The sequence below is a fragment of the Rhodovulum sp. PH10 genome (assembly GCF_000293785.1).
In the GTDB taxonomy this organism is placed as follows: domain Bacteria; phylum Pseudomonadota; class Alphaproteobacteria; order Rhizobiales; family Xanthobacteraceae; genus Rhodoplanes.
This window is the reverse complement of sequence record NZ_AKZI01000087.1, coordinates 1-26,763: the sequence shown is the minus strand read 5'-3', so window position 1 is coordinate 26,763 and position 26,763 is coordinate 1. Positions and strand designations below refer to the sequence as shown.

27 protein-coding genes are annotated in these 26,763 nt (G+C 71.5%); 12 read left to right on the top strand and 15 right to left on the bottom strand.

Going from position 1 to position 26,763, the window contains the following annotated elements:
• Positions 1-48: 48 nt before the first annotated feature.
• From lnt to tsaB, 9 genes are all read right to left on the bottom strand, one after another.
• Positions 49-1,665: an apolipoprotein N-acyltransferase gene (gene lnt / locus A33M_RS14585; protein ID WP_008388476.1), complete on the bottom strand. Its 1,617-nt coding sequence runs from the start codon at positions 1,663-1,665 to the stop codon at positions 49-51.
• Positions 1,662-2,984: a hemolysin family protein gene (locus A33M_RS14580; RefSeq protein WP_008388475.1), complete on the bottom strand. Its 1,323-nt coding sequence runs from the start codon at positions 2,982-2,984 to the stop codon at positions 1,662-1,664. The genes lnt and A33M_RS14580 overlap by 4 nt, the downstream gene beginning before the upstream one ends.
• A gap of 11 nt (positions 2,985-2,995) precedes the next feature.
• On the bottom strand, positions 2,996-3,520 hold the full coding sequence (ybeY, locus tag A33M_RS14575; protein WP_008388472.1) for an rRNA maturation RNase YbeY: 525 nt from the start codon (positions 3,518-3,520) through the stop codon (positions 2,996-2,998).
• Complete coding sequence (locus A33M_RS14570) at positions 3,517-4,569, bottom strand: PhoH family protein (RefSeq protein ID WP_008388469.1); 1,053 nt, start codon at positions 4,567-4,569, stop codon at positions 3,517-3,519. The genes ybeY and A33M_RS14570 overlap by 4 nt, the downstream gene beginning before the upstream one ends.
• Before the next feature lie 6 nt (positions 4,570-4,575).
• Positions 4,576-5,988 carry a tRNA (N6-isopentenyl adenosine(37)-C2)-methylthiotransferase MiaB gene (gene miaB / locus A33M_RS14565; RefSeq protein WP_040620745.1) on the bottom strand — a complete coding sequence of 471 codons (1,413 nt, stop codon included), beginning with the start codon at positions 5,986-5,988 and terminating at the stop codon, positions 4,576-4,578.
• A gap of 282 nt (positions 5,989-6,270) precedes the next feature.
• Positions 6,271-7,182: a lysophospholipid acyltransferase family protein gene (locus A33M_RS14560; RefSeq protein WP_008388468.1), complete on the bottom strand. Its 912-nt coding sequence runs from the start codon at positions 7,180-7,182 to the stop codon at positions 6,271-6,273.
• Positions 7,183-7,186: 4 nt separating this feature from the next.
• Entirely contained in the window at positions 7,187-7,567 is a 381-nt protein-coding gene (locus A33M_RS14555) for a Fur family transcriptional regulator (protein ID WP_237718386.1), read from the bottom strand.
• Between the two features lie 180 nt (positions 7,568-7,747).
• Positions 7,748-8,221, bottom strand: a complete 474-nt coding sequence (locus A33M_RS14550) for a GNAT family N-acetyltransferase (protein ID WP_040620742.1) — start codon at positions 8,219-8,221, stop codon at positions 7,748-7,750.
• Positions 8,222-8,229: 8 nt separating this feature from the next.
• Positions 8,230-8,913: a tRNA (adenosine(37)-N6)-threonylcarbamoyltransferase complex dimerization subunit type 1 TsaB gene (gene tsaB / locus A33M_RS14545; protein WP_008388461.1), complete on the bottom strand. Its 684-nt coding sequence runs from the start codon at positions 8,911-8,913 to the stop codon at positions 8,230-8,232.
• 397 nt (positions 8,914-9,310) lie between these two features.
• Here tsaB and A33M_RS14540 point away from each other — a divergent pair, with 397 nt between their 5' ends.
• From A33M_RS14540 to A33M_RS14530, 3 genes are all read left to right on the top strand, one after another.
• On the top strand, positions 9,311-10,684 hold the full coding sequence (locus tag A33M_RS14540; protein ID WP_008388458.1) for an MFS transporter: 1,374 nt from the start codon (positions 9,311-9,313) through the stop codon (positions 10,682-10,684).
• Positions 10,685-10,779: 95 nt separating this feature from the next.
• On the top strand, positions 10,780-11,049 hold the full coding sequence (locus tag A33M_RS14535) for a type II toxin-antitoxin system ParD family antitoxin (protein ID WP_008388456.1): 270 nt from the start codon (positions 10,780-10,782) through the stop codon (positions 11,047-11,049).
• Between the two features lie 10 nt (positions 11,050-11,059).
• The gene (locus A33M_RS14530; RefSeq protein WP_008388455.1) at positions 11,060-11,431 is read left to right on the top strand and encodes a type II toxin-antitoxin system RelE/ParE family toxin; all 372 of its coding nucleotides are present in this window, start codon (positions 11,060-11,062) and stop codon (positions 11,429-11,431) included.
• 7 nt (positions 11,432-11,438) lie between these two features.
• Here the strand turns inward: A33M_RS14530 and A33M_RS14525 are convergent, their stop codons facing one another.
• The 4 genes from A33M_RS14525 to murJ form a co-directional block, all read right to left on the bottom strand.
• Complete coding sequence (locus A33M_RS14525) at positions 11,439-11,993, bottom strand: NifU family protein (protein ID WP_008388453.1); 555 nt, start codon at positions 11,991-11,993, stop codon at positions 11,439-11,441.
• Positions 11,994-12,164: 171 nt separating this feature from the next.
• Positions 12,165-12,656 (bottom strand): universal stress protein, encoded by a 492-nt coding sequence (locus A33M_RS14520; protein WP_008388452.1) that lies wholly within the window; start codon positions 12,654-12,656, stop codon positions 12,165-12,167.
• Between the two features lie 115 nt (positions 12,657-12,771).
• Positions 12,772-13,806: a tryptophan--tRNA ligase gene (gene trpS / locus A33M_RS14515; protein ID WP_008388450.1), complete on the bottom strand. Its 1,035-nt coding sequence runs from the start codon at positions 13,804-13,806 to the stop codon at positions 12,772-12,774.
• A gap of 68 nt (positions 13,807-13,874) precedes the next feature.
• Positions 13,875-15,479: a murein biosynthesis integral membrane protein MurJ gene (murJ, locus tag A33M_RS14510; RefSeq protein ID WP_008388447.1), complete on the bottom strand. Its 1,605-nt coding sequence runs from the start codon at positions 15,477-15,479 to the stop codon at positions 13,875-13,877.
• 218 nt (positions 15,480-15,697) lie between these two features.
• On the opposite strand from murJ, the gene A33M_RS14505 reads away from it, so the two are divergent.
• The 6 genes from A33M_RS14505 (at position 15,698) to A33M_RS14480 (ending at position 20,708) form a co-directional block, all read left to right on the top strand.
• On the top strand, positions 15,698-16,699 hold the full coding sequence (locus tag A33M_RS14505) for an adenosine kinase (RefSeq protein ID WP_008388445.1): 1,002 nt from the start codon (positions 15,698-15,700) through the stop codon (positions 16,697-16,699).
• A 178-nt stretch (positions 16,700-16,877) separates the two neighbouring features.
• Entirely contained in the window at positions 16,878-17,861 is a 984-nt protein-coding gene (locus A33M_RS14500) for a hypothetical protein (protein ID WP_008388444.1), read from the top strand.
• 141 nt (positions 17,862-18,002) lie between these two features.
• Complete coding sequence (locus tag A33M_RS14495) at positions 18,003-18,893, top strand: MBL fold metallo-hydrolase (RefSeq protein ID WP_008388442.1); 891 nt, start codon at positions 18,003-18,005, stop codon at positions 18,891-18,893.
• 102 nt (positions 18,894-18,995) lie between these two features.
• Positions 18,996-19,361 (top strand): metal-sulfur cluster assembly factor, encoded by a 366-nt coding sequence (locus A33M_RS14490; RefSeq protein WP_008388441.1) that lies wholly within the window; start codon positions 18,996-18,998, stop codon positions 19,359-19,361.
• Positions 19,358-19,627: a DUF2249 domain-containing protein gene (locus A33M_RS14485; protein ID WP_008388439.1), complete on the top strand. Its 270-nt coding sequence runs from the start codon at positions 19,358-19,360 to the stop codon at positions 19,625-19,627. Before A33M_RS14490 ends, A33M_RS14485 begins: the two co-directional genes overlap by 4 nt.
• On the top strand, positions 19,590-20,708 hold the full coding sequence (locus tag A33M_RS14480) for a hypothetical protein (protein ID WP_083850475.1): 1,119 nt from the start codon (positions 19,590-19,592) through the stop codon (positions 20,706-20,708). The genes A33M_RS14485 and A33M_RS14480 overlap by 38 nt, the downstream gene beginning before the upstream one ends.
• 13 nt (positions 20,709-20,721) lie before the next feature.
• Here the strand turns inward: A33M_RS14480 and A33M_RS14475 are convergent, their stop codons facing one another.
• Positions 20,722-21,786 (bottom strand): glycosyltransferase family 4 protein, encoded by a 1,065-nt coding sequence (locus A33M_RS14475; RefSeq protein ID WP_008388435.1) that lies wholly within the window; start codon positions 21,784-21,786, stop codon positions 20,722-20,724.
• Positions 21,787-22,130: 344 nt separating this feature from the next.
• Here A33M_RS14475 and A33M_RS14470 point away from each other — a divergent pair, with 344 nt between their 5' ends.
• Both A33M_RS14470 and A33M_RS14465 read left to right on the top strand, forming a co-directional pair.
• Entirely contained in the window at positions 22,131-23,240 is a 1,110-nt protein-coding gene (locus tag A33M_RS14470) for a lysylphosphatidylglycerol synthase transmembrane domain-containing protein (RefSeq protein WP_008388433.1), read from the top strand.
• Positions 23,241-23,272: 32 nt separating this feature from the next.
• A complete protein-coding gene (locus A33M_RS14465) occupies positions 23,273-24,844 on the top strand; it encodes a bifunctional metallophosphatase/5'-nucleotidase (RefSeq protein WP_008388430.1) in 1,572 nt (523 codons plus the stop codon).
• 8 nt (positions 24,845-24,852) lie between these two features.
• Here A33M_RS14465 and A33M_RS14460 read toward each other — a convergent pair whose 3' ends face one another.
• Positions 24,853-25,938: a DUF2336 domain-containing protein gene (locus A33M_RS14460; protein ID WP_008388428.1), complete on the bottom strand. Its 1,086-nt coding sequence runs from the start codon at positions 25,936-25,938 to the stop codon at positions 24,853-24,855.
• Positions 25,939-26,179: 241 nt separating this feature from the next.
• On the opposite strand from A33M_RS14460, the gene A33M_RS14455 reads away from it, so the two are divergent.
• Positions 26,180-26,719, top strand: coding sequence for an SH3 domain-containing protein (locus tag A33M_RS14455; RefSeq protein WP_008388425.1), 540 nt, complete (start codon positions 26,180-26,182; stop codon positions 26,717-26,719).
• Positions 26,720-26,763: the final 44 nt, after the last annotated feature.

The window sequence follows — 26,763 nt, the reverse complement described above, 5'->3', positions numbered from 1 at the left end:
GTGCGCGGGTGCCACAGCGCCCGAGGCGCGAGACACGCAGGGGTCGCGTCAGCGACCGCGATCGGCTGCCTTCAGGACGCGCAGCCGGGCCCGAACGCCCGCCACGAGCGTGAGGGCGATCGCAATCAGGGCGGGTGCGTCGCCGGCCTTTGCATACACGGTGGGCGCGATCGCCGCCGGCAACCCGGAGTCGAGCACGCCCTCGCGGCCGAGCCCGAGCTCGGCGACGATCCGGCCGAGCGGATCGACCACCACCGAGATGCCGGTGTTGGCGACCCGCACCAGCGGCAGGCCCTCCTCCACGGCGCGCATGCGCGCCTGCAGGAGATGCTGGAACGGGCCGGGGCTGATGCCGAACCAGGCGTCGTTGGTGAGATTGAGGAGCCAGCCGGGGCGCTCGCCGGGCGGCACCACCGCGTTCGGAAACACCGCCTCGTAGCACACCAGCGGCACCACCGGCGGGGCGCCGGGAACGTCCAGCCGGCGCAGCCGGTCGCCGGCCAAAAAGCCGCCGGGAATGCGGACGAGCTGCTCGAGCCCGAGCCGGGTCAGCAGGCTGCCGAGCGGCACGTACTCGCCGAACGGCACCAGATGCACCTTGTCGTAGATCGACAGGATCGAGCCGGCGTCGTCGAACACGTAGACCGAGTTGTACGCGCGCACGTGGCCGGGCCGCGAGCCGTCGGCGAGCCGGGCGCCGCCGGTGATCAGCACGGTGCCTTCGGGCAAAAGGTCGGCGATCGCCGCCAGCGCGTCGGCCTCGCGGGTGACGAAGAACGGAAAGGCCGATTCCGGCCAGATCAGATGAGTGACGTCGGCGATGCCGTTCGGGCGGGACGCGGTGGTGCGGCCGGACAGCGCGAGATAGCGGCGCATGATGTCGGCCTTGGCCGAATAGCCGAAGCGCTGGTCCTGCGGCACGTTGGGCTGCATCAGCCGCAGCCGCACGCCGTCGACCATCGTGGCCGGGGTGGTGGCGAGGCGCACCGCGCCGAACACCGCGAGTGCCGCGAGAAGCAGCGCCGAAACCGCCGGCAGCACGAACCGGCCGCGGCCGCCGCTCGGCCCGTCGGCCAGCACCGCCGGGCTCGCCAGCACCAGCACCGCGAGGAAGGTCATGCCCCACAGGCCGATCAGCGAGAATCCTTGGGCGAGCGGCAGCGGCGTGGCGAACGCATAGCCGAACGCATTCCACGGAAACCCGGACAGCATGTGCCCGCGCAAGAACTCGGCGAGCGTCAGCGTGCCGGCGAGCGTGACGATCCGCAGCGCGTTGCCGGTCCACAGGGCGCGGGCGAGGCCGAAGCCGAACGCGGTGTAGATCGCCATGCCGCCGGGCAGCACCAGCACGGCGACCGGCATCAGCGCGGCGAAACGGTCGGCATCGACCAGGAAGGCGGCGCCGACCCAGTAGAGGCCGGAGAGGAAATAGCCGAAGCCGAACCACCAGCCGGCGGCGGCGGCGGCGAGCGCGCCGTTCCAGCGGCCGATGCCGGCGCCGTCGATCAGCCAGACGGCGACCGGGAAGGTGAGCAGGAGCGCCGGCCAAAAACCGATCGGCGGCATCGCCAACGTGGTCGCGCCGCCGGCGAGGAAGGCGATCAGCGCCCGGCGCACGCCGAACGACAGCACGATCGGCTGGGCGATCCGGGCGAGCGTGCTCACGAGGCGGCTCGCCGGCGCGGATCGGCGGGCGGGGCGGCCTCGTCGGCCGGCGGCGCCCGGTCGGCGGGCGGCGGCTCCTCGTGGTCGGACGGGGCGGTGCTCTGCGACGGAATCTCGGGCGGCAGCTTCTCTCGCGGCCGCTCTTGCGGCGCCTGCTCGCGCCGTGTTTCCCGCCCGGCGCCGGGACTCGTCCCGGAACCAGTCCCAGGACTGGTGCCGCCACTCGTGGCGCCACTCGTGGCGGGGGCGATGGCGGTGCCGGTCGACGCACCGGTCGATGCGCCTGCCGCGGCCGAAGCCGCGCCGCGGCCCGGCTTGCCGCGGGAAATCTTCACCCGCTTCACCCGGCGGGGATCGGCGTCCAACACCTCGATCTCGAACGGCTCGGGGCCGGGCACGATCTCGCCGCGCACCGGCACGCGGCCGACGCGGGTGACGAGATAGCCGCCGACGGTGTCGACCTCCTCCGCCGCGTCGCCGACGTCGAACTCGGCGCCCACCGTGGCCACCACGTCCTCCAGCGGCGCGCGGGCGTCGGCCAGGAACGAGCCGTCCGGCTGGCGGACGATGCTGCGGGCGTGCTCGTCGTGCTCGTCCTCGATGTCGCCGACGATCTGCTCGACCAGATCCTCGATCGAGATGATGCCGTCGGTGCCGCCGTACTCGTCGATCACCAAAGCGAGATGGACCCGCGAGGCCTGCATCTTGGCGAGCAGGTCGAGCGCCGGCATCGACGGCGGCACGAACAGGATGTCGCGCACGATCGCGCATTTCGACAGCGGCATCGCCAGGTCGATCGCGTGCAGGTCGAGGTCGGCGAAGAACTTCCTCTTGCGCTTGGCCTTGATCTGCGGGGTCACCGCCGCGTGCTCGGCCATGTAGGCGACGAGGTCGCGGATGTGGACCATGCCGACCGGATCGTCGAGCGTGTCGTCGTAGACGACGAGGCGCGAATGGCCGGCGTTCTGGAACTCCTTCATCAGATCGCCGAGGCCGATGTCCTTCTGCACCGCGACGATGTCGGCGCGCGGCACCATGATGTCCTCGCTGCGCCGCTCGCGCAGGCCGAGGATGTTCTTCAGCATCGCCCGCTCTTCCGGCGAGAAGCCGCCTTCGGCCGGTGCGCTGCCTTCCAGCAGCACCGCGAAGTCGGAGCGGGCGGAGCCGGGCTTCCAGCCGAACAGCGCGCGCAGGGCGCGCTGCACCCAGCTCTCGCCGCTCTCGCGCGGGAGAACCTCGCCGCGCAATGCGGGCAGCGTCAGGCTGCGGGCATCCGCAGCCGCGTGCGATTCGGGTCGACTTGGGACGTCTTCGGGCATGGCGGTGGCGATCAGGCGCAGTCGCGTCCGGCGTACGGATCGGGCACCGCGAGGGTCGCGAGAATGGCCCGTTCCTGCGCCTCCATGGCGTCGGCCTCGGCATCCGTTTCGTGGTCGTGGCCGAGCAGGTGCAGAACCCCGTGCACGACCAGATGGGAAAGATGATGAGCCAACGGCTTTCCTTCGCTGTCCGCCTCGGCGCGGACGGTCTCGTAGGCGATCACCACGTCGCCGAGCGGCACCGGCAGGCCGGAGCTCGCCGCGTTCGGCACGCCGTCGCGTAGCGCCGGGAACGATAGCACATTGGTGGCGCTGTCGCGGCCCCGGTAGCGGGCGTTGAGCGCCCGCACCGCCGCGTCGTCGGCCAGCAGCACGCACAATTCGGCGTCGCGGAACGCGCGCGGCAGCGCGGCCGCGACCGCGCGCCGCACCACGGCGTCGGCGTCGGGCATCGCCGCCCACAGGGGCGAATCGACCACCACGTCGAGCGGGTCGTCGAGCGTCTCGGGAGAGGAAGCCTCGTCGTCGGGTGTCATGATGCGCCGGTCTCGCGCTCGCGCTTGCGGCCGGACGTGCCGGCCCGGTCGTAGGCGGCGACGATGCGCGCCACCAGCTCGTGTCGGATCACGTCCTCGGCGGAGAAGCCGACGACGCCGATGCCCTCGACGTCGGCGAGGAGCTTCAGGGCCTCCGCCAGTCCGGAGGTCTGGCCGGGGGGAAGGTCCACCTGGCTCGGGTCGCCGGTGACGATCATCCGGGCGTTCTCGCCGAGCCGGGTCAGAAACATCTTCATCTGCATCGAGGTGGTGTTCTGCGCCTCGTCGAGGATCACGCAGGCATTGGCGAGCGTGCGGCCGCGCATGAAGGCGAGCGGCGCGATCTCGATCTCGCCGGTCTGCAGCGCGCGCTCGACGATGCGGGCGTCCATCAGGTCGAACAACGCATCGTAGATCGGCCGCAGGTACGGATCCACCTTCTCGCGCATGTCGCCGGGGAGAAAACCGAGCCGCTCGCCGGCCTCCACCGCCGGCCGCGACAGCACGATGCGGTCGACCTCCTTGCGCTCGAACAGGGCGATCGCGTGCGCCACCGCGAGCCAGGTTTTTCCGGTGCCGGCCGGCCCCGCCCCGAACACCAGCGCGTTGCGCTTGAGCGCGCGGATATAGGCGTCCTGGGCGGCGGTGCGGGCGCGCACCGTGCGCTTGCGCAGGTCGATCGATTCGAAGCTCGCGCGCGACGCGCCGGGGTCGAAGTCGAACAGCGAGCCCTGCGAGCGGGCCAGCCGGATCGCCCCCTCGACGTCGCCCTGGCCGAGATCGTGGCCGGCGGCGAGCTGCTCGTAGAGGCTTTCCAGCACGTGGCGGGCCTGCTCGCAGGCGTCGCGCGGGCCGTCGAGGGTGACGTGGTTGCCGCGCGAATCGGCGGTGACGCCGAGCCGGCGCTCGATCAGCGCGAGGTTCTGGCCGTACTGGCCGAACAGCGCGGTGGCGAGCCGGTTGTCGTCGAAGGCCAGCACCAGCTGGGTGTCGGTCGCGTCGTCGGCGGACGGGATCAATGCGGGCGTTCCGGAAGTGCGTCGTGCCACGTCGGTTCAGAATCCTGCGCTCGCGACACGCGGCTCGTCCACTGCCGGACCGCCGGGCCGCGCGGAGGCGGACACGAGCGTCCCGAACAGGCTGTTGGAGCCGGTCGCGGTGATTCGGACGGGCACGATCTCACCCTTGGACGATGTCGGAGCCATGACCTGGACCGCCTGTAAATAGGGCGATTTGCCGACCAGCTGGCCGGGCAGCCGGCCCTCGCCTTCCAGGAGAACGTCGACGGTGCGGCCGACGGTTCCGGCATTGAAGGCGCTCGCATGGTGCTCGAGCCGGGCCTGCAGGCGGGCGAGGCGCTCGGCCTTCTCCTCCTCCGGCACCTGGTCCTCGCGCTCGGCCGCCGGCGTGCCGGGGCGCGGCGAGTACTTGAAGGAGTAGGCGCTGGCGTAGCCGACCGCATCGACCAGCGCGAGGGTGTCGCGAAAATCCTGCTCGGTCTCGCCGGGAAAGCCGACGATGAAGTCGCCGGACAGCGCGATGTCGGGCCTTGCCGCCTTCAGCCGCTCGATGATCGAAACATACTCGTCGTGGCGGTGGCGGCGGTTCATCGCCGCGAGAATTTTGTCGGAGCCCGACTGCACCGGCAGATGGAGCTGCGGCATCAGCGCCGGCAATTCGCCATGGGCGGCGATCAGCGCCTCGTCCATGTCGCGCGGGTGGCTGGTCATGTAGCGCAGCCGGGCGATGCCCGGGATTTCCGCGAGCCGTTCGAGCAGGCGCGCCAGCGTCCAGGTCGAGCCGTCCGGCCCCGCGCCGTGCCAGGCATTGACGTTCTGGCCGATCAGCCGGATTTCCCGCACCCCGGCCTCGGCGAGGCGGGTGGCGTCTTCGACGATCTTCGCCACCGGCCGCGACACCTCGGCGCCGCGCGTGTAGGGCACGACGCAGAAGGTGCAGAACTTGTCGCAGCCCTCCTGCACGGTGACGAAGGCGGCGAAACCCCGCGCGCGGGTGGCGGCGGCGCTCGGCGCCGGCAAATGGTCGAACTTGTCCTCGGCCGGGAACTCGGTGTCGACCACGCGGGCGCCGTTGCTCGTGCGGGCGACCAGCTCCGGCAGCCGGTGATAGTTCTGCGGGCCGACGACCAGATCGACGACGCGGGCGCGTCGGAGAATTTCCTCGCCTTCCGCCTGGGCGACGCAGCCGGCGACCGCCACCGTGACGCGCCGTCCGGCCTCGGCCGCCGCTTGCTTGAGCACCCGCAGCCGGCCGAGCTCGGAATAAACCTTCTCGGCGGCCTTCTCGCGGATGTGGCAGGTGTTCAGCACGATGACGTCGGCGTCGTCCGGCCCGGCGGTCTCGACATACCCGTCGCGGCCCAAGAGGTCGGCCATGCGCTGCGAGTCGTAGACGTTCATCTGGCAGCCGTACGACTTCACGTAGAGTTTTGGCGGGGCGCTGGTCACGCTCGAAATGGCCTCGATGTCCTGTGTCGGATCCTGTGCCGGATCCTGTGTCGGCCGCGTGGCCGCCTCGGCGGATGTAATGCGGAATTGCCGCTTCGCCATCGCCCGGGCCGCCTCCCGCGGCCGATTCGCCAGAAGTTCCACTCGCTCGCGCGAGATCGCCGGCACCCCGCGCGGCGCTCCGGCATCCCTGGATGCCGATCGCAACGCAAGTCCCGTGCCCGGACCGCCGCAGGCGCCCCGCGCGCCGGACGGCATCGCTCGGTCGTGCTCGTCCTTCGTCTAGCGAGTTTTTTCCGGAATGGGAACGGCGTTTGCAGCCGCCGTCGCCGGAACCGCCGGTTGCGGTGGGATGGTCCGGGTCGGTTCGGCCCGCCGGCGCCCCGCCGTCGGCCGGGCGGGCGGAAAGCCCGCGCCGCGATGCAGCGCCTCGGCGGTCATCGTCCGCACCCGCTCCTCGAGCAGGCGGGTCACCGTTTTGCGGTCGGAGGCGGCGTCGTAGGCGACCGGCTCGCCCCAAGTGAGCACCATGTCGACCGCCCCGACGCTGCCGATCTTCGCCAGATGCGGCAGGAGGTCGATCGAGCCGTACCAGGCGGCGAGCGGGCGGAACTGGCGGCCCATCGGCACCCCCTGGTAGCGGGTATAGGCGATCGACAGCGGCTGCACGTGGACCAAGCGCCCGGCCTCCGCCTCGGCGAGCGCGTCGCCCGCCGCGCCGATCAGCGCCGAGCGGAACGGCAGCACCCGGTTGCCGTCGCTCGACGTGCCCTCGCCGAACAGCACGACGGGATCGCCCTCGGCGAGCCTTTGGGCGATCTCGGCATTGACCTCGCGGGTCTTGCTGCGCCGTGCGCGGTCGACGAACACCGAGCGCTGGAGCTTCGCGAACAGGCCGAACAGCGGCCAGGTCGCGACCTCGGATTTCGCCACGAACACCACCGGCAGGCGCGAGGTGACGGCGGCGATGTCGATCCACGAGACGTGGTTGGCGACGATCAGGAGCGGCCGGTCGGTCGCCGGGCGGCCGACCTCGTGAACCCGCACGCCGAGCAGCGCACAGACGATCCGATGAAAGAATGTGGGAATTTTTCGGCGCAGCGGCAGCGCGTATTTCACCGCCACCCACTGGAACGGCAGCAGCACGACGGTCGCGACCGTGAAGCCGACCGCGAGAACGACGAGCCGCAGCATGAGGTCACGACGCCTTGTCGTCCAGCGGCACCGCGTAGAGCTCGAGGCGGTGGTCGATCAGCCGGTAGCCGAGCCGCCGCGCGATCTCGCGCTGCAGCTCCTCGATCTCCTCGGACTGGAACTCGATCACCTCGCCGTTGCGGAGATTGACCAGGTGGTCGTGGTGGGTCTCGCGGATCTGCTCGTAGCGCGCGCGCCCCTCGCGAAAATCGTGGCGCTCGATGATGCCGGCGTCCTCGAACAGCTTGACGGTGCGGTAGACGGTCGAGATCGAGATGTGGGGGTCGACCACCACGCAGCGCTTGTAGAGCTCCTCGACGTCGGGGTGGTCGTCGGACTGCGCCAGCACGCGCGCGATGATGCGGCGCTGCTCGGTCATGCGCATGCCCTTGGCGGCGCATTGCGCCTCGATGTGGTTGATCTGCTCCGTCACCCGGTTCGCTCCGCCACGTCCTCTGCGTATGCGCGATGTCGCATGAACCGGCCCATCATAAAAGCCCGCTCGGGCGGCGTCCATCGCATGCCGGCCGGTCGGGTTCGGCGGCGGACGGTCGGAGGAGGTCTCTCAGAGCAAGTCCTTGCGCATCACCAGGGCGACCGCCGGGGTTCCGTCGCCGCGGTCGTAGTAGCCCGGCCGCTCGCCGACCTGCGAGAAGCCCGCCGCCCGGTAGAGCCGGCAGGCCGGCTGATTGTCGCGATCGACCTCGAGAAACACCTTGGCGACGCCATAACCGGTGAGCCGGCCGAGATGGACCGACAACAGCCGGCTCGCGACCCGCCGGCCGCGCCGTGCGGGCGATACCGCGACCGAGAGAATCTCCGCCTCGTCGAGCGCCTGGCGCGACATCACGAAGCCGGCGAGGTCGTCGCCGAGCGTCGCGAGATCGACGATCACGTTGCGCTCGGCGAGCAGCCGCTCGAACTCCTCCTCGCTCCAGCCGCGCCGGAACGAGGCCGCGTGCAGCACCGCCAGCGCAGGGGCGTCGCCCGGCCGCCCCTCGCCGATGCGGGCGTCCTCGCGGGTCAACCATTTGCGCATCAGGTCGATCATCGTCGGGCGAGCCGGGCTCCGTCCTGTGGCTTGGCGTCGGGTGCGCGCAGATAGAGCGGCTTCGGCGCGGTGGTGGTGTCGGCGGCGACCGCGCCGAGGCGGGCCACCCAGTCGATGTCGGGGGCGGGGGTGGTGTCGACGCACACCGGCGGGCGCGAGCCGGTCATCCAGGCGGCGTGCACCATCGCGGCGGCCGAGCCGACGATCCGGGTGGGGGCGGCGGTGGCGATCCGCGCCGCCTCGCGGACGCTGGCGATGCGCGGCGCGATCAGCGCGCGGCCGCCCTCGCCGACGAGTTGCATGTAGACCTGCTCGTGGCGGGCATCGATCACCGAGAGGAGCGGCGTCTTGTCGTCTGCGGCGATGTGCGGCGCGGCGAAGGCGGCGAGCGTGGTCAGCCCGACCATCGGCTTGCCGGTGGCGAGCGCCAGCCCGCGGGCCGCCGCCACCCCGACCCGCAGGCCGGTGAAGCTGCCCGGCCCGATCGTCACCACGATGCGGTCGAGATCGACGAACTCGGTGTCGGCCTCGCTCATCACCCGGGCGACCATCGGCATCAGCGCCTCGGCGTGGCCGCGCTCCATCGGCCGGCTCTCGTGCGCCAGCACGCCGGCACTGTCGGAATCGAGCACCGCGACGGAGCAGGCCGCGAGCGCGGTGTCGAGGGCGAGGACACGCATGGGCAAGACGGCTCCGGGCAGCACGGCTCCGTTCGGCGCCGGTTTTTCGTTCGATCGCTCTCCCGGACGACCCCGTCGGGTCCCCCGGTGCGACCGCGAGCGTGCCGCCAAGCGGCCGAAGGTGCAAGCGATTCGGTGCAAGAGCCGGCATGTGGCACGGTCGGTGCTCGTCGGATCCGCGGCGCGATGCGTGGCCGATGCGGGACGAATGCCCCACGCCGGCGGGCGGCGCGGCACATCGTGTCTCCGAAAGAACAGATCTCGGTCCAAAGATGCCTTTGAAGAAACATTGCGCGGCCTCCATCTTCGACAGACCCGACCGCCGACCAGAAAAACCAGAAAAGAGACCGCCGCGATGGACCCGCGCCCTCATCACGATGCGCCGACGGAGGCCGTCGTGACCCCGTTTCCGGCCGCCCGCGCGGTTCCCCACCGCTCCGATTCCGCCGCGCCACCCCCCGAGGGGGTGCCGCCTCAGGGCGCGCCGCCCGAGGGCGCGGCGCCGGAGGGTGTGACGCCCGCACACGCCACCTCGAGCACGCCCGATGCCGGCCCGCCGCCGGACCACGACCGCGACCGGCGCGGCAAGAGCCTGCGCGCGGTGCTGCGCGAGCATCCGGCCTGGAGCGTCGCCGCGGTGGTGCTGATCGCCTTCAACCTTCGCCCGGCGATCACCAGCGTGGCGCCGCTGCTCGGCGCCATCCGCGCCGATCTCGGCCTGTCGGGCTTCGCCACCAGCGTGCTGACCATGGCGCCGGTGGTGTGCCTCGGCCTGTTCGCCCCGGCGGCGCCGCCGCTGGTGCGCCGGCTCGGGGTCGAGGCGGTGCTGCTCGCCTCGCTGCTCGGCATCGTCGCCGGCACCGTGCTGCGCGGCTTCGGCGTGCTGCCGCTGTTCGCCGGCACGATCGTCATCGGCGCCTCGATGAGCCTTCTCGGCGTGTTGGCGCCGGTGGTGGTGAAGCGCGACTTCCCCCACCGCATCGGCCCGATGATGGGGCTCTACACGATGACCATCGGGTTCGGCGCAGCGGTCTCGACCGCGACCGCGGTGCCGCTGATGGCCGCGCTCGGCGGCTCCTGGCAACAGGCGCTCCTGGTGTGGGGGCTGTCGGCGCTCTTGGCGGGCATGGTGTTCATCCCGCAGCTCTTTCGGCGCGAACGGGTCGGCGGGCGGGCGCGCACCCACCGCAAGGGCTTGATGCGCGATCCGCTCGCCTGGCAGGTGACCGGCTACATGGCGCTGGTCTCCTCGCTCGCCTATTCGGTTTTTGCCTGGGGCCCGACCATGGTCGCCGCGCGCGGGCTCGATCCGGCGGCGGCGGGCGTGATGGTGTCGATCTCTTACGTTGCCCAGATGGCCGGCGGCTTCCTCGCGCCGATGCTCGCCGTGCGCACCCGCGACCAGCGGCCGATGGCGGTGCTGATGGTGCTGATGGGGCTCGCCGGCCTCACCGGCTACATTTTCGCGCCAGTGGGGTGGCTCACGGGGGTCTCGATCGTGCTCGGCATCGGCCAGGGCGGGGCGTTCGGGGTGGCGCTGTCGCTGATCGTCATGCGGGCCGGCGACCAGCAGGTGGCGACCCAGCTGTCCGGCCTGTCGCAGAGCGTCGGCTATGCGGTGTGCGGCGTGCTCGGGCCGCTGATGGTCGGCACCATCCACGACGCCGCCGGCTGGCACGCGGTCGCGGTCTATCACCTCGTGCTGTCGGTGGCCGCGCTCGTCGCCGGGCTCGGGGCCGGCCGGCCGAAGACCATCCGCCTGCCGGGGTGAGCGGGCGAGCGAGCGGAACCCGCCGCGGCAGGCTTGCCGCGGCCGGGGGGCGGATGGCAGGCTTCTTCCGAAGGACACGACGACGGAGACGGCGAATGGCGAACCGCACCATCAGCTTCACCGCCGAGCAGGACGCCTTCATCGACCGGACGGTGGCGACCGGCGACTATCAGGACGCGAGCGAGGTGGTGCGCGACGCGGTTCGTGTGCTGCAGCAGCGCCGCGAGGAGGACGAGCTGAGGCGGGCCGCCTTGCGGCTGCAGCTCGAGGCCGGCACGCAGGCGCTCGACCGCGGCGACTGGAGCGAGATCGCCGACGCCGACCTCGACCGCTGGCTCGACGAGCTGTCGCCGCGCGCCGGCTAGGCGGACGCTTATGGCCCGGTTCCGGATTTCGCGGCCGGCCGAGCGCGATCTCGCGAAAATCCTGGCCACCAGCGAGGCGCGCTGGGGTGCGAGTGCCCGGCGCAGCTATGCGGCGCTGCTCGCCTCGGCATTCCGCGCGATCGCGGCCGATCCGAAGGCACCGCCGACCCGCGACCGCTCCGACCTCCTGCCCGGCTTGCGCAGCCTGCATCTGCGGCATGCCGAACGCGCACCGGGCGTGAAGCACCCGGTGCACGTCGTGTTCTATCGCTCGGCGGATACGGAGACGATCGAGATCGTGCGGGTGCTGCACGACCGGATGGAGCCGAGGCGGCACCTCGGCTCCTCGAACCTCGGCTCGCCGGAGCAGGGCGAGGCGTGAGCCCCCCTCACACCGGGCGGACTTCTTCCACCTCCGGCACGAAGTGGCGGAGCAGGTTCTGGATGCCGTGGCGGAGCGTCGCGGTGGAGGACGGGCAGCCCGAGCAGGCGCCCTTCATGGTGAGATAGACGACGCCGTCCTTGAACCCCTTGAAGGTGATGTCGCCGCCGTCGTTGGCCACCGCCGGGCGCACCCGGTTGTCGATCAAATCCTTGATCAGCTCGACGGTTTCCGCGTCCTTCTCGTCGAAGAACTCGTCGGTCTCGCTGGCCGGGTGGGCCTCCATCACCACCGGGGCGTCGGCCATGAAATGCTCCATGATGACGCCCAGCACCGCCGGCTTGATGTGCTGCCAGTCGGTGTCGGTCTTGGTGATGGTGATGAAGTCCGCGCCGAAGAACACGCCGACCACGCCCGGCACGTCGAACAGGCGCTGGGCGAGCGGCGAGGCGGCCGCGTCGTCCTTGCTGCGGTAGTCGAGCGTGCCGTAGGGCAGCACGGTGCGGCCCGGCAAAAACTTCAGGGTGGCGGGATTGGGCGTCTGCTCGGTCTGGATGAACATCGGTGCTCTCCTGCTCCGCGGTTCAAGGCCGCGGCGGGGTCGGTTCTTCGTCAGATGTGCCCTCGCGGCACGGGCGTCAACCGGATTTGCCCGAAGGCGCGATTTTCGAGGCGGTGCAATCATGCCGAGCGACGCGCGCCGCCCGCTCCGCGGCGCCCGCAAAAGCTCGCCTCAAGTCATCGCGTCGAGCTCGTCGTCCGACAGATGGCCCGGCACGATGGTCATCGGGATGAGGAACGAGCCCGCCGCCTGCGACAGCGAGGTCACCAGCGGCCCCGGCTCCTCGTCGTCGCCGGCGGCCAGCACCAGCACGGCGATGTCCTCGTCCTCCTCGATCAGCGCGAGGATCTCCTCGGTCGGGTCGCCCTCGCGGATCACCCGCTCCGGGGTGATGCCGGCGATCCCGTTCGCCCGCGCGGCGAAGCGGGCGACCATCTCGCCGGCCTCCTCGTGCTGCTCGGCCTGCATGATCTCGGCGACGCCGAGCCATTGCGGGGCACGGTCGCCGGTCTCGATCACCCGCAGCATGAGGACGCCGGCCCCGGTGCGTGCGGCGCGCCGGCTGGCATAATAGACGGCGCGGTCGCACTCGGCCGTCTTGTCGATCACCACGAGATATTTGGGCCTGTGCCCGGGCTCGTAGCAGCGGCGCTTGCGGCTCATGTTCGCGTTCGGCGGCGTCCCGGCGCCGCCCCCCTTCCGCCGCGATGCTGCCATGCCGGCCGCGGTCGGCACAAGCCGTCGAGCTTTTTCCACCGAAAGGGGCCGAAAGCCAGCCTCAGCCCCGCACGAAGCCGACGATGTCCTTGACGTGCGCCATGGTCTCGGCGGCCAGCACCTTTGCCCGGGCGCTGCCGTCGGCGAGCACCGCGTCGATATGGCCGGGATCGGCGGTGAGCCGGTTCATCTCGGAGGTGATCGGCGAGAGTTTTGCCACTGCGAGGTCGATCAGCGCCGCCTTGAAGGTGGAGAACTGCGCCCCGCCATACTCGCCGAGCACGTCTGCCCGGGACCGGCCGGCGAGCGCCGCAAAAATGCCGACCAGATTGTCCGCCTCGGGCCGGCCCTCGAGCCCCTTCTCCTCGCTCGGCAAGGGCTCGGGATCGGTCTTGGCCTTCTTGATCTTCTGGGCGATCGCGTCGGCGTCGTCGGACAGCGCGATGCGGGAGTAGTCCGACGGGTCGGACTTCGACATCTTCTTGGAGCCGTCACGCAGGCTCATCACCCGCGTGGCAGGGCCGCTCATCAAGCCCTCGGCGAGCGGGAAGAATCCGTCCGGAAAGCCGGCGGCGTCGATCTGCGGCTTGAAATCGTTGTTGAATTTCTGTGCGATGTCGCGGGTCAGCTCGAGGTGCTGGCGCTGGTCCTCGCCGATCGGCACGTGGGTCGCGCGATAGATCAGAATGTCGGCGGCCATCAGGTTCGGGTAGGCGTAGAGGCCGACCGAGGCGTTCTCGCGGTCCTTGCCGGCCTTCTCCTTGAACTGGGTCATGCGGTTGAGCCAGCCGAGCCGGGCCACGCAGTTGAACACCCAGGCGAGCTCGGCGTGTTCCGACACCTGGCTCTGGTTGAACACGATGTGCTTCTTCGGGTCGATGCCGGCGGCCAGGAACGCGGCGGTCACCTCGCGGATGCTCTTCTTCAGCTCGGCCGGGTCCTGCCACACGGTGATCGCGTGCATGTCGACCACGCAATAGACGCACTCGTAGGTGGCCTGCAGCTTCACGAAATTGACGATGGCGCCGAGATAGTTGCCGAGATGCAGATTTCCGGTCGGCTGGACACCGGAAAAGACCCGTTCCTTGAACGCCATTTCGACACTCCTGATGATCGCGGCGGCGGTGTGCCATTTGCCGCCCGAGGGCGCAAGGGCGGAAACCCTCACGGCGCCCGCGGCGGTTGCGGATGGCGCCGCTTCAGCGCGGCGGTGATGTCGGCGGTGGTGGCGATGCCGAGGGCTTCGAGCGCCGCGACATAGGTGCCGAGCCCGGCGCCGAGCAGGAGCGCCAGCAGAGCGAAGCGGCCGAGCGTGGTCGCCGGCACCGCGACGGAGGGGCCGAGCGCGGCCAGAAGGGTATTCGCCCCGGCGAGCACCAGCGCCATGAGAAGCGTGGCGGCGGCGATGCGCGGCAGCCGCGTGCCGGCGGCGCGGTCGAGCGAAAGCCATTTGCGCCGGGCGAGCACGGTGCCGAGAATGGCGCTGCCGACATAGCCGGCGGTCGCGATCGCCGCCGCCACGCCGACATGGCCGAAGCGTGGGAACGCCAAGATGCCGGCGGCCGCCGCGACCGCGAGGCCGCACAAGGCCGCGACCATCGGCGTGCGGGTGTCCTCGTGGGCGAAGGAGACCGCGCCGAGCACTTTCTCCGCCACGTGGCCGGGCAAGCCCATGGCGATGGCGGCGAGCGCGGCGGCGACCATTTGCGTGTCGTGCGGCGTGAAGGCGCCGCGCTCGAACAGCGCGCGGGCGATCGGCTCGGCCAGCAGCACGAAGCCGGTCGCCGCCGGCAGGGCGAGCGCGAGCGCGATCTCGAAGGCGCGCGACTGCGCCGCCGCCACCTCGGCGTTCGTGCCGGAGCGGACCTGCAGGGCGATCACCGGGCCGATCACCGCGGCGATCGCCACCGACACCACGCCGAGCGGAAACTCGTAGAGCCGGTCGGCGTAATAGAGCCACGACACCCCGGCGGGCGAGGGCGAGGCGATCATCGCGCCGGCGAGCAGCGTCAGTTGCGGGATGCCGGCCGCCACCAGCCCGGGCCCCGCCTGCACCAGGAGCCGCCGCACGTCGGGCGAGGGCTTTCGCACCACTTTTCGCGGCCGCACCGGCAGGCGCGCCACCGCACCGCCGATCAGACCCGTCTGGCCGATGCCGGCGACGACGAACGCCACCGCCAGCACCGCCGGCACCGAGACGCCGCCGGGCACGCCGCCCGGCGCATGGCCGAGCAGCAGGGCCGCCACCGCCGCCAGCATCACCGCATTGAAGACGATCGGCCCGAACGCGGTCGCCACCACCCGCCGCTCGGCATTGAGCACCGCCGCCAGCACCGCGAGCGTGCCCGCCACCGCCACATATGGCACCGACAGTCGCACCAGATGCACCGCCAGCGCGAACCGGTCGCCGCCTGCGGCAAAGCCCGGCGCGATCAGCCGCACCACGAGCGGCGCCGCCACCGCGAGCACGAGCGCGAGCGCGGCGAGCCCGAGCGCCATCGCGCCGAGCGCGCCCTCGGCGAAGCGGCGGGCGCCGTCGTCGCCGTCGCGCTCGCGGATGCGCAGCCACATCGGCACGAAGGCGGCGTTGAACGCCCCCTCGGCGAGCAGCCGGCGGAAGAGATTGGGGATTTGCAGCGCGGCGAAATAGGCGTCGGCCATCGGCCCGGCGCCGAGCAGCGCGGCGATGCCGGCGTCGCGCAGAAAGGCGAGCACCCGCGAGGCGAGCGTCGCGCCACCGACCGTGCCGACATTGCGGGCGAGCGCCATCGCGGGGTTCCGGCCTCGAGGGGTTCGGACGAGAGGCCGGCGGCACACCGCCACCGGCCGTGGACCGGCCGTTGAAAGCGGGCCGGGCGCCGCTATAGTGCGCCGCCCCCGACGCCCTTCCGGCAGCGAGCCTTTAAGACGCGCTTTCCGATCCGTCCACCGCGCCCACGATCTCGCGCCCGCGCGGCGGGATCGCCCGTACGACCCGAGGATTCTTCATGACCGAACTCCGCTACGACGTGCTCGGCATCGGCAATGCCATCGTCGACGTGCTGGCCCGCGCCGAGGACGACTTTCTCCTCGCCCACGACATGCGCAAGGGAGGCATGGCGCTGATCGACGAGCCGCGGGCGGAGGCGATCTATGCGGCGATGGGCCAGACGGTGGAGATTTCCGGCGGCTCGGCCGCCAACACCATCGTCGGCGTCGGCAGTTTCGGCGCCCGCGCCGCCTTCGTCGGCCGGGTGAAGGACGACCCGCTCGGCAGCGTCTTTGCCCACGACATTCGCGCCGCCAAGGTCGATTTCGACACGCGGCCGGCGGCGGAAGGCCCCGCCACCGCGCGCTGCTTCATCCTGGTGACGCCGGACGGCGAGCGCACCATGAACACCTATCTCGGCGCCGCCCAGGACCTCAATCCCGACGACATCGACGAGGAGGCGATCGCGGCCGCCGCGATCACCTATCTCGAGGGCTATCTGTGGGACCCGCCGGAGGCCAAGAACGCCTTCCTGAAAGCCGCGAAGATCGCCCACGAGGCCGAGCGCACCGTCGCGCTGACGCTGTCGGACGCCTTCTGCGTCGACCGCTGGCGGGTGGAGTTTCTGGAGCTGATGCGCTCCGGCACCGTCGACCTCGTCTTTGCCAACGAGGCCGAGCTGAAGAGCCTCTACCAGACCGCCGACTTCGACACCGCGGTGAAGGCGGTGCGGGGCGACGCCGCGCTCACGGTCGTCACCCGCAGCGAGCAGGGCTGCCTCGTCGTCTCGCGTGAAACCACCGCGGCGGTGAAGGCGGTGCCGGTCGGCAGCGTGGTCGACACCACGGGCGCCGGCGACCTGTTCGCCGCCGGCTTCATGGTCGGGCTCGCCCGCGGGCTGCCGCACGAGACGGCGGCCCGGCTCGGCGCGCTCGCCGCGGCGGAGGTGATCGGCCATCTCGGCGCGCGGCCGGAAAAGTCGCTCGATGCGCTCGCCCGCGAGGCCGGCCTGTTGGACTGAGCGACCGCCCCCCGCGTCGCGCCCTCGCCTTTGCCAGCGCCGACACATTCGTGCCGCGGGGCGCCTTTTCGGCGCCCCGATTCGGCCGCAGCGGCCTGCGAAGGAAATCCGTAACGGTTCCGTAAGTGGACAAGGTTACCACGATGTGAACCGCTGCAGGACGAGGGGGAGGCTCGCGATGAGCCAGCACGACGACAGCCATTCGCTCGAGCCCGCCCGCACCGGGCGTCTCGGATCGCCGGTCCCGGCAGAGGGCGAGATCGAGGGGCCGCCGCCCCGCCACGACGGCCTGCCGATCCCCGGCGCCCCGCGGATCGATCACGACGGCTGGCGCTCTGCCGGCACCGGCGGCGATTACGAGGAGACCCGCCGCTTCACGCTGCACGTGCCGCCGGCGATCAAGGTCGCCGCGGTGATCGCGCTCGCCTCCGCCTTCGGGGCGCTGGCCGGCTCGCTCGCCGCCAGCCGCGTCACCACGCCCGCCACCGACACGCCGACCGCGATGATCGCCAAGGCCGACGACGGCAGCCTCGAGGCGACCGTCGCCCGGCTGCAGCAGGACATGACGGGGCTCAAGACCAGCCTCGAAAGCTCGGCCGAGGCCTTGCGCACCCAGACGACGCGGCTGACCGAGCGGCTCGACCGCGCCGAGCGCGCCCAGGCGGAGCCCACCCAGAAGCTCGCAGATCTCGGCAAGGCGATCGAGCGGCTCGAGCGCCGCACCGCCCAGCTCGCGACGCCGACCCAGACGGCCTCGGCGGCCCAGGCTGCCGCCGCGCCGGGCCAGGCTGCCGCGAGCGGTTCGGCCGCGAGCCAGCCGGTCGCGCCCCAAGCCGCGGCGCAGGCCCCGGCAACCACCGCCTCGGTTCCGATGCCGCCGCCGGCCTCCGCCCACACCCGCACCACCCAGGTCGCCTCGGCCGATATCGGGCCGGGCGTCGCCGATCCCCGCTACGTGCCGGAGTATCGCGGCGCGCCGGTGCTGCCCGGCTGGTCGGTGCGCGACGTGCGGCGCGGCATCGCGGTGATCGAGGGCCGCTACGGCCTGATCGAGGTGGAGCCGGGCGACCGTTTGCCGGGTCTCGGGCGGATCGAGAGCATCCAGCGCCAGGACGGCCGCTGGGTGGTGGCGACCTCGCGCGGCCTGATCGTGCAGCGGTAGTTTTTCGCGGCGCGCCGGGAGCGCGCCCCGAAAGCACGTCGCCGCATCAGCCATTCGCGTTCAGCCATTCGTGTACGGCGCGGCCCGCGACGTGGGCCGCGCGTGCGTTATCCTGACGGGGTTCGACCGTCAGGAGCGCTCATGGTTGGAAAATCCCCCGTCCTGCCGCCGGTTTTGCGCCCGCGCGCCGGCCCGATCCGCCTCCTCGCTCTCGCCACCCTCGCCGCCATCCTTCTCGGGGTTTTTGCCCCGGCGACGGCCCAGCAGGCGGCGCCCTCGACAAAACTTCCGCTCTCCGAGCTGCCCGACGGCTGCCCGGGCCTCGTCTCCTACGCGCCGCGTGCGGTCCCGGCGAGCCTTCGCACCGTCGCGCTGGAAAAGGACCAGCTGCGGCTCACCTTCGTCGGCCACGCCACCTTTCTGATCGAGAGCCCACAGCTCGTCCGCGTCGCGACCGACTACAACGACTGGGTCCGGCCGCCGGTCGTGCCCGACATCGCGACGATGAACCACGCCCATTCGAGCCACTACACGCTGACGCCCGACCCGGCGATCGCCCACGTGCTGCACGGCTGGCGCGACGACGGACAGCCCGCCGCCCACGACCTCACGGTGAAGGACGTCCATGTCCGCAGCGTCGCCACCAACATCCGCACCTATGGTGACGGCACCGAGAGGCACGGCAACTCGATCTTCATCGTCGCGACCGCAAACCTCTGCATCGCCCATCTCGGCCATCTGCACCACACGCTGACCCCGCAGCAGCTCGGCGAGATCGGTCGGGTCGACGTCGTGCTGGTGCCGGTCGACGGCAGCTACACGCTCGACGTCGACGGCATGGTCGAGGTTTTGCGGGCCCTGAACGCGCCGCTGATGATCCCGATGCACTATTTCGGCCGCACCACGCTCGACCGCTTCCTCGCGCGCATCCGCGACACGTGGGAGGTCGAGTTCTCCGACACGCCCTCGGTGGTGTTGTCCAAGGCGACGCTGCCGACCGCGCCCAAGGTCTTGGTGCTGCCCGGACGGTGACGGCCGGGCGATCGCCCGAGCGATCGCCGAACAGTTTGTGCCCCGGCAAAGATCGTCCGGCCGGGGGCGGCGACACTGCGGTCCGACACGACGAGGACCGCCATGACCACCCATACCCACCAGTCCGCCCGTACCGCTCCGCCGCCCGAGGCGACGGCATTCGACGACGATGTTCTCGACTGCCTGAAGGACGTGATCGACCCCGAGATCGGGGTGAACGTAGTCGATCTCGGCCTGGTCTACCGCGCCGACCGCGCGGCGAGGACGGTGTCGGTCGCGCTCACCCTCACCACCCGCGCCTGCCCGCTCGGCGACATGCTGGCCGACGACGCCCGCGATGCGCTCGCCCGGCGTTTTGCCGATGCGGCGATCGATGTCGCGCTGGTGTTCGACCCGCCCTGGACCCCCGACCGCATCACCGATCACGGCCGCGCGCTGCTCGGCCACCCACCGAGGACCGCACCATGACGATCGTCGAAAGCCCCACCCAAGACGTCGACGCCGACTCCAACGTGATCGACGTGCGCACCATCTCGCACGGCCTGTGCCGGACGGTGATCCTGCAGAACCTGCACCAGCTCGCGGACGGCGACGTCCTCACCATCGTCAACGATCACGATCCGGCGCCGCTGCGCGAGCATCTCGGCGTCGCCTATCCCGACACGTTCGCCTTCGAATACCTCGAGGAGGGGCCGAATGTCTGGCGCGTCCGCATCCGCCGCCTCGCCGACTGAGGCGACGGCCTCCGCACCGGCCGTGCGCACCCGGATGGCGGTGCGCCTCGGCCTGCTGGCGCTCGGCGCCGCCGCCATGCTGGCCGGCCTTTATGGCGGGCTGTGGCGGCTCGGCTTCGACCTGCCGCACGCGACGACCGCGGGCGAGCTGCACGGGCCGCTCCTGATCTGCGGCCTGTTCGGCACGGTGATCGGGCTCGAGCGGGCGGTTGCGCTCGGGCGCGGCCTGGCGTTTCTGGCGCCCGGCTTCGCCGCGCTCGGCACGCTGTTGCTGCTCGCCGGCGCGCCGGTGCCGGTCGGCGCCGCCGCCTATGCCGCCGCCGCCCTGGTGCTCGCCGGGGCGACGCTGGTGATCACGCTGCAGCAGCCGGCGATCTTCACCGTGACGCTGCTCGCCGCCACGCTGTCGTGGCTCGCCGGCGATCTCCTCTGGCTCGCCGGATCGGCGGTGCCGGACGTGGTCGGCTTCTGGCTCGGCTTCCTGATCCTCACCATCGCCGGCGAGCGGCTCGAGCTCAGTCGCCTGACGGCGCGCAAGCGCGGCAGCGAGGCGCTGTTTCTCCTCGCGGTGGCGCTGCTCGCCGCCGGCGCGGTGCTCGGCCCGTGGGACGCGCTCGGCGCGCCTCTGCTCGGGCTCGCGCTGCTGGCGCTCACCATCTGGCTGCTGCGCCACGACGTGGTGCGGCACACCGTGCGCCAGCCCGGACGGACGCGCTTCATGGCGAGCTGCATGCTGGCGGGCTATTTTTGGCTCGGCGCCGGCGGCCTGCTTCTGCTGGCGATGCCGCCGGCCGACACCGCGTTCGGCTACGACGCGGCGCTGCACGCCGTGCTGATCGGCTTCGTGCTGTCGATGGTGTTCGGCCACGCGCTGATCATCCTGCCGGCGGTGGCGCGGGTGCGGATCGCCTATCGGCCGGTGCTGTACGGGCCGCTGGTGCTGCTGCACGGTTCGCTGGCGCTGCGGATCGCCGGCGACGTGCTGGCCTGGCAGGACGGCCGGCTGGCGAGCGGCCCGCTCACGCTCGTGGCGCTGCTCGGCTTCGTCGCCGCGATCGCCACCGGGATCCAGCGCCGCTAGCGGCGGGCCGCGGTCACGCCCGCACCAGCCGCGAGGAACGTCCGCTCACCCGGCCGGGCGTTCCGTTGCACACCCCGGCGCCGGTCAGGTTGGCGAGGAATTTCTTCGCGCTCTCCTCCCAGGTGAGGGTCATCGCGTAATCCCGGCACGCCTGTCGCGACAGCGCCGCGGCGCCGAGGCAGGCGGATCGTAAGTCCTCGTCGAGGACGGCGACCGGGGCGTCGCCGACCACGTCGCGGGTCGCGGCGACCGGGAAGCCGGCGACCGGCAGGCCGCTCGCCAAGGCCTCCAGCAGCACCAGGCCGAAGGTGTCGGTGCGGCTCGGAAAGACGAACACGTCGGCGGCGGCATAGACGGCGGCGAGGTCCTCGCCGTGCTTCTCGCCGAGAAAGATCGCGTCGGGAAAGCGCGCCTCGAGCGATTGCCGCGCCGGTCCGTCGCCGACCACCACCTTGGAGCCCGGCAGGTCGAGCGCCAGAAAGGCCTCGAGGTTCTTCTCCACCGCCACCCGGCCGACGCTGAGAAAGATCGGCCGCGCCGGCCTGAGGCTCGCCATCTCGCGCTTCTCGCGGGGACGAAAGAGGTCGATGTCGACGCCGCGCGGCCAGCGCACCACCCGGTGGAAGCCGCGCTCCTCCAGCTCGCCGATCAGCGAGGGGGTCGCCGCCATGGTGGCCTGGCCGGCATTGTGGAACCAGCGCAGCCAGCCCCAGGTCAGCCGGTCGGGGATCGGGAAGCGGGCGGAGGCGTAGTCGGCGAGGCGGGTGTGGAAGCTCGTGGTGAAGCGGCGGCCGGTGCGCAGGCAGTGCCGGCGGGCGAGGTGGCCGATCGGCCCCTCGGTCGCGATGTGCACGGCGTCGGGCTTCAGTGCCTCGATCCGCCGGGCGATCTCGCCGGGCGGCGGCACCGCGAGGCGGATGCTCGGATAGCTCGGCAGCGCGACGGTGCGCATCCGCTCCGGCGTCAGGAACGAAATCTTCGCGCCCAGCGCCTCGGCGGCGGCGGCGAGCGAGACCAGCGTGCGCACCACCCCGTTGACCTGGGGGTGCCACGCGTCGGTTGCGATCAGGACGTGCATGCGCCGTTGAAACCTCTCGGGACGCGAATCGGGGCCGCGGCGCGGCGTCGCCGCGGGGTCGGACGCAGGGTGTCTATGACACTCGCTTGACGGGACCATGACGGCCGACGTAATCGACCCGTGCCCGCCGGCTCCGGTCCCACCTGGTCCGGGACCGGCGGGTGCGGTCGCTTGTTTTTCCCCTCGTCCGCGCCCAGACGTCACGTCATTGTCGATCGGGTATTTTTTTCGGTCGGGCACTGTCGTCTCTCTGTCGCACGGCTGTGAACAATCCGGGCAACGCCGACTCGGGGCGGCTCGCGCACACCGCGCGGGACCCGCGGATCGGCCCGAGAGACGTGTCGGTGTCGAAACGACTGGCCGAGCCCGTAAGGGCCTGTTCTCCCCCCGAGGATGCCGACGCGCCGGCGGTTCGCCCGGAGCGCCCGCCTGCGTCGGAAAGCCTCGCCGGGCCGCGTTCGTGGTCGTCGCTGCGCTCGGTTCTCGCCCGCTTCAACTGGAACTGGATCGGCGCAGCGCTCGCCCTGACGATCATCGGCATCTCGATCGCCGTCTTGGTGAAGGTGCTGCAGGGCATCGAGATCGCCCAGATCGAGACCGGGCTCAAAAGCATCCCGCCCGAGCGGCTGGTGCTGGCCGGCCTGTGCGTGCTGTGCGCCTACGGAACACTCACTTTCTACGACTGGTTCGCGCTGCGCACGATCGGCAAGACCCACGTGCCCTACCGCACTGCGGTGCTGGCGAGCTTCTCGAGCTATGCGATCGGCCACAATGTCGGCGCCACCGCCTTCTCGGCCGGGGCGATCCGCTATAGAATATATTCCTATTGGGGAATGACCGCGATCGACGTGGCAAAACTGTGCTTCGTCACCGGGCTGACCTTCTGGCTCGGCAATCTGACGGTGCTCGGCTTCGCCCTGACGCTCGACCCGCGCGCGGTGACCAGCGTCGACCAGCTCCCGGCCTCGGCCAATTTCGCGATCGGCGTCGCGCTCCTGTGCGTGCTGGTCGGCTATGTCGCCTGGGTCGGGCACCGGCCGCGCAAGATCGGCTGGAAGAGCTTCTTGCTCACCCTGCCGAACGGCCGCTCGACGCTGCTGCAAATCCTGATCGGCATCGCCGACCTCACCTTCTGTGCCACCGCGATGTTCATGCTGGTGCCGGCCGACCCGCCGGTGCATTTCGTCACCGTCGCGGCGGTGTTCATCTCGGCGACGCTGCTCGGCTTCGCCAGCCACGCACCGGGCTCGCTCGGCGTGTTCGACGCGGCGATGCTGATCGGTCTGCCGTTCTTCGAGAAGGAGGCGCTGATCGCCGGCCTCCTGATCTTCCGCCTGATGTATTTCATCACCCCGTTCGCGATCGCGCTGACGGTGATGGGCACGCGCGAGGTCTGGGTCGGGCTGCACCGCCGCAGGAACGGCGCCCGCGCCGCCCCCAAGGTTTCGCCCTGAAGCGCACAGGCGTCCGTTCCGGAGCCTCCCCGATGGTTTCCTCGTTCCGCCGCGTCCGGCCGCTGCCGCCGTTTCTCGCCGTGCTCGCGCTGCTGGCGAGCCTTCTCGTCGCCCCGCCGGCGCAGGCGGCGAGGCTCACTTTCGTGCTGGTCAACGACATCTACCGGCTCGACGACCAGGTGGGCCCCGACGGCGCGAAGCGCGGCGGCATGGCGCGGCTCGCCGCGGTGGTGAAGGCCGAGCGGGCGAAAGCGGAGCAGGGGGCAGGTGAGGACGCCGCCGAGGGCGAGCGCAAGGTGCTGTTCGTCCATGCCGGTGACATGCTGTCGCCCTCGCTCCTGTCGGGGCTCGACCAGGGCGCCCACATGATCGCCCTCACCAACGACATCGCCCCGGACGTGTTCGTGCCGGGCAATCACGAGTTCGACTTCGGCAAGGCGGTGTTTTTCGCACGGATGGCGGAGGCGAAATTTCCCCGCCTCGCCGCCAATCTCCGGGCGGCGGACGGAACCCCGCTGCCGGGCTTTGCCGACCACCGGATGGTGGAGGTCGACGGGGTGAGGATCGGCCTCGTCGGGCTCGCCTTCGACGGCACGCCGCAGGTGTCGTCCTCCGAGGATCTCGTCTTCCGCCCGGCGGTCGCGACGCTGCGCGAGGAGGCGGGGCGGCTGCGCGCGGCGGGCGCCGACCTGATCGTCGCCGTCGTCCATGCCGAGCGCGAGCAGCAGCGGGCGATGCTCGCGACCGGCGTCGTCGACCTCGTGCTCGGCGGCCACAATCACGATCTCCTGGTGAATTTCGACGAGCGCGGCGTGCTGGCCGAATCCGCCCACGACGCGCTCTACGTGGTCGCGGTCGACCTCGATCTCGCGGTCGAGACCGTGGGCAAGAGCCGCAAGGTGCGGTGGTGGCCGCGCTTCCGGGTGATCGACACCGCCGACGTGATGCCGGACCCGGCGATGGCGACCGCGGTCGCCGCGGTGACGCGCGACCTCGACGAAGCGATGCGGGTGCCGCTGGCGACGCTCGGGGTCGAATGGGACAGCCGTGGCGCCAGCGTCCGCAGCCGCGAGACGGCGATCGGCGACGTTTTTGCCGACGCGATCCGCGAGTCGGCCGGGGCGGATGCGGCGATCCTCAATGGCGGCGGCATCCGTGGCGACCGGGTCTATCCCGCGGGCAGCGCCGTCACCCGCAGCGACGTGCTCGCCGAGCTGCCGTTCGGCAACCGCCTCGTCACCGTGACGCTGACCGGTGCCGCGCTGACGGCGGCGCTCGAGAACGGCTTTTCCAAGCTGCCGGCGCCATCGGGCCGCTTCCCGCAGATCTCGGGACTGTCGGTGGTGGTCGATCCGGCGCGCGAGCCGGGGCGGCGGGTGGTGGCGCTGGCGGTCGGCGGCGTCCCGGTCGATCCGGCGAAATCCTACAAGGTGGCGGTGAACGACTATCTCGCCCGCGGCGGCGACGGCTACACCATGCTGCGCGATGCGCCGCGGCGTCTGGCGATCGACGACGCGCCGCTCCTCGCCAACGCGGTGATGGTGCATCTGCGCCGGCTCGGCCGGATTCTTGCCGGTCCCGACGGCCGCATCGCCGTCCGCTGAGACGGAATTCAGGCCGAGGCGCGCACCGCGCGCTGGAACTCGAGCACCTGCACCGCGGTCGCGTGCTTGATGCGCTCGAAGCTCGCGCGGGCGAGATCGAGATGGCGCTCCGCCTGCGGCCCGGGGTCGAGCCGGATCGACAGCACCGCCCGCGTGGTCTCCCAGCCGAGCCCGATCGCCCGCGCCATGAACAGGAGCGACTCGGGGCGCTTCTGCAGCAGCACCCGCTCGACCACCGGGATCGGCAGGTCGCACAGCGACGACATCGCCACCACGGTGTGCTCGAACCGGCCGGCGGTCGCGAACCGGCGCAGCTCCGCCTCGCCGAGCTTGCCCGCCTCGACGAGCGCGCCGACGCTCGCGGTCGCATCGGCATAGGCCTCGGAGCGGGCGGCGGTGCGGCGGGCGATCGCCTCGGCGACCCGCGTCACCACGCCCGGAATGTCGGCGGCGGGCTCCTGGCGTGCGGCCTGCAGATGGGCGCGCACGGCGTCCGACGCCTTCGCCAGTAGCTGCACGAAGTGGCGCCGCGGCAGGTCGGAGCGCAGGCCGATCAGGGTCGCCAGCGCGTCGTCGTCGCCGGCCCGCCCGACCAGCGTGCCGAAGCCGGCCTCGGAGAAGCGCGAGCCGGCATTGTCGGCGACGCTGCGCACCACCATGTCGCTGCCGCGCTCGACCAGCACGTCGGTCACCGGCTCGGGCACCACCGCGCGCTTGGAGATCGCCAGAAGATGGATCTGGCTGCGCGTCTCGGCGCAGGCGACCAGCGCCGCCTCGTCGAGCGTCTCGGCATGGATCAGCAGCGGCGCGGCGACGGTCGGCGCCTCGTCGAGCGCGAGCGCCCGGGTGACCTTGGGCGGTGGCGAGGGGGTGGCGGCGAGCCGGCGGACGAGCTCGCGCTTGGCGGACTGCTCGAGGTCGGCGATCAGCCGCGTCAGCACGTCGTCGAACAGCGCGATCTGCTCGTCGGTGTAATGGACGTCGCCGTTGAGGAAGAGGTCGGTGATGCGGCCGAGCAGCACGGTGCGGCGGGTGCTGGAGCTGTCGGCGACCGTCTCCTCGAGATCGGCGATGAGGCTCGTCTGCTCGGACATCGTGAGGTTCCGTCGTCGCGGGCGGCGGCCCCGCTCCGCGGCCCGACCGTTTCGCACGGCCTTTCGGGAGCCGTTCGGAGCCGACGCTAGCGGACGCGCTTTGACCATCGGTTAACGAGATCGCAAGCCGACATGGTATTTGGTCGGTAAAAACACCGCCCCGAGGGATTCGTCGCGTCGCCGTGCCGCCGGCGCGCGCGGCCGCTCCGTGGCGGTGCATTGCACGACGGAGGTTTTTTCGATGCGCTCGCTTTTCTCCCTCCGGTTCCTGCTCGGTCTGGTGCCCGCGCTGATGCTCGCCGCCGCGCCGGTCACGGCGCTCGCCGCCGGCTCCTCCGCCGTCGAGCCCGGCCGCACCACCGGCCTGCCGGTTCCCCGTTTCGTCTCGGTCAAGAACAGGCCGTCCAACGTCCGCACCGCGCCGGGGCTCGACTATCCGGTCAAATGGACCTTCACCCGCAAGGATCTGCCGGTCGAGATCACCGCCGAGTTCGGCAATTGGCGACGGATCCGCGACTGGGAGGGCGAGGAGGGCTGGATGCTCGGCGCGCTTTTGTCCGGCCGGCGCACCGCGCTGGTCGCGCCGTGGAGCGGCGCCGAGCCGGTCGCGCTGCACGACGAGGCGTCAAAGACCTCGCCGGTGGTGGCGCTGATGCAGCCGAGCCTGCTGGTGCGCATCCTCGGCTGCGACGGCCGCTGGTGCGAGGTGAAGGCGAAATCCATGCGAGGATACGTGCACCAGACGCGGCTGTTCGGCGCCTATCCCGGCGAGGCGTTCTGAGAGCCCGTTTGGAAACTCGGACGCGGGCTGCGTTGCGGCGCGAA

Bases quoted from the DNA above. Each gene is read 5' to 3' on its own strand.
- A33M_RS14580 (WP_008388475.1), bottom strand. From the start codon at position 2,984: ATGCCCGAAGACGTCCCAAGTCGACCCGAATCGCACGCGGCTGCGGAT.
- ybeY (WP_008388472.1), bottom strand. From the start codon at position 3,520: ATGACACCCGACGACGAGGCTTCCTCTCCCGAGACGCTCGACGACCCG.
- A33M_RS14560 (WP_008388468.1), bottom strand. From the start codon at position 7,182: ATGCTGCGGCTCGTCGTTCTCGCGGTCGGCTTCACGGTCGCGACCGTC.
- A33M_RS14555 (WP_237718386.1), bottom strand. From the start codon at position 7,567: ATGCGCATGACCGAGCAGCGCCGCATCATCGCGCGCGTGCTGGCGCAG.
- A33M_RS14550 (WP_040620742.1), bottom strand. From the start codon at position 8,221: ATGCGCAAATGGTTGACCCGCGAGGACGCCCGCATCGGCGAGGGGCGG.
- tsaB (WP_008388461.1), bottom strand. From the start codon at position 8,913: ATGCGTGTCCTCGCCCTCGACACCGCGCTCGCGGCCTGCTCCGTCGCG.
- A33M_RS14535 (WP_008388456.1), top strand. From the start codon at position 10,780: ATGGCGAACCGCACCATCAGCTTCACCGCCGAGCAGGACGCCTTCATC.
- A33M_RS14530 (WP_008388455.1), top strand. From the start codon at position 11,060: ATGGCCCGGTTCCGGATTTCGCGGCCGGCCGAGCGCGATCTCGCGAAA.
- A33M_RS14525 (WP_008388453.1), bottom strand. From the start codon at position 11,993: ATGTTCATCCAGACCGAGCAGACGCCCAATCCCGCCACCCTGAAGTTT.
- A33M_RS14520 (WP_008388452.1), bottom strand. From the start codon at position 12,656: ATGAGCCGCAAGCGCCGCTGCTACGAGCCCGGGCACAGGCCCAAATAT.
- trpS (WP_008388450.1), bottom strand. From the start codon at position 13,806: ATGGCGTTCAAGGAACGGGTCTTTTCCGGTGTCCAGCCGACCGGAAAT.
- murJ (WP_008388447.1), bottom strand. From the start codon at position 15,479: ATGGCGCTCGCCCGCAATGTCGGCACGGTCGGTGGCGCGACGCTCGCC.
- A33M_RS14505 (WP_008388445.1), top strand. From the start codon at position 15,698: ATGACCGAACTCCGCTACGACGTGCTCGGCATCGGCAATGCCATCGTC.
- A33M_RS14500 (WP_008388444.1), top strand. From the start codon at position 16,878: ATGAGCCAGCACGACGACAGCCATTCGCTCGAGCCCGCCCGCACCGGG.
- A33M_RS14495 (WP_008388442.1), top strand. From the start codon at position 18,003: ATGGTTGGAAAATCCCCCGTCCTGCCGCCGGTTTTGCGCCCGCGCGCC.
- A33M_RS14490 (WP_008388441.1), top strand. From the start codon at position 18,996: ATGACCACCCATACCCACCAGTCCGCCCGTACCGCTCCGCCGCCCGAG.
- A33M_RS14485 (WP_008388439.1), top strand. From the start codon at position 19,358: ATGACGATCGTCGAAAGCCCCACCCAAGACGTCGACGCCGACTCCAAC.
- A33M_RS14480 (WP_083850475.1), top strand. From the start codon at position 19,590: ATGTCTGGCGCGTCCGCATCCGCCGCCTCGCCGACTGAGGCGACGGCC.
- A33M_RS14475 (WP_008388435.1), bottom strand. From the start codon at position 21,786: ATGCACGTCCTGATCGCAACCGACGCGTGGCACCCCCAGGTCAACGGG.
- A33M_RS14465 (WP_008388430.1), top strand. From the start codon at position 23,273: ATGGTTTCCTCGTTCCGCCGCGTCCGGCCGCTGCCGCCGTTTCTCGCC.
- A33M_RS14460 (WP_008388428.1), bottom strand. From the start codon at position 25,938: ATGTCCGAGCAGACGAGCCTCATCGCCGATCTCGAGGAGACGGTCGCC.
- A33M_RS14455 (WP_008388425.1), top strand. From the start codon at position 26,180: ATGCGCTCGCTTTTCTCCCTCCGGTTCCTGCTCGGTCTGGTGCCCGCG.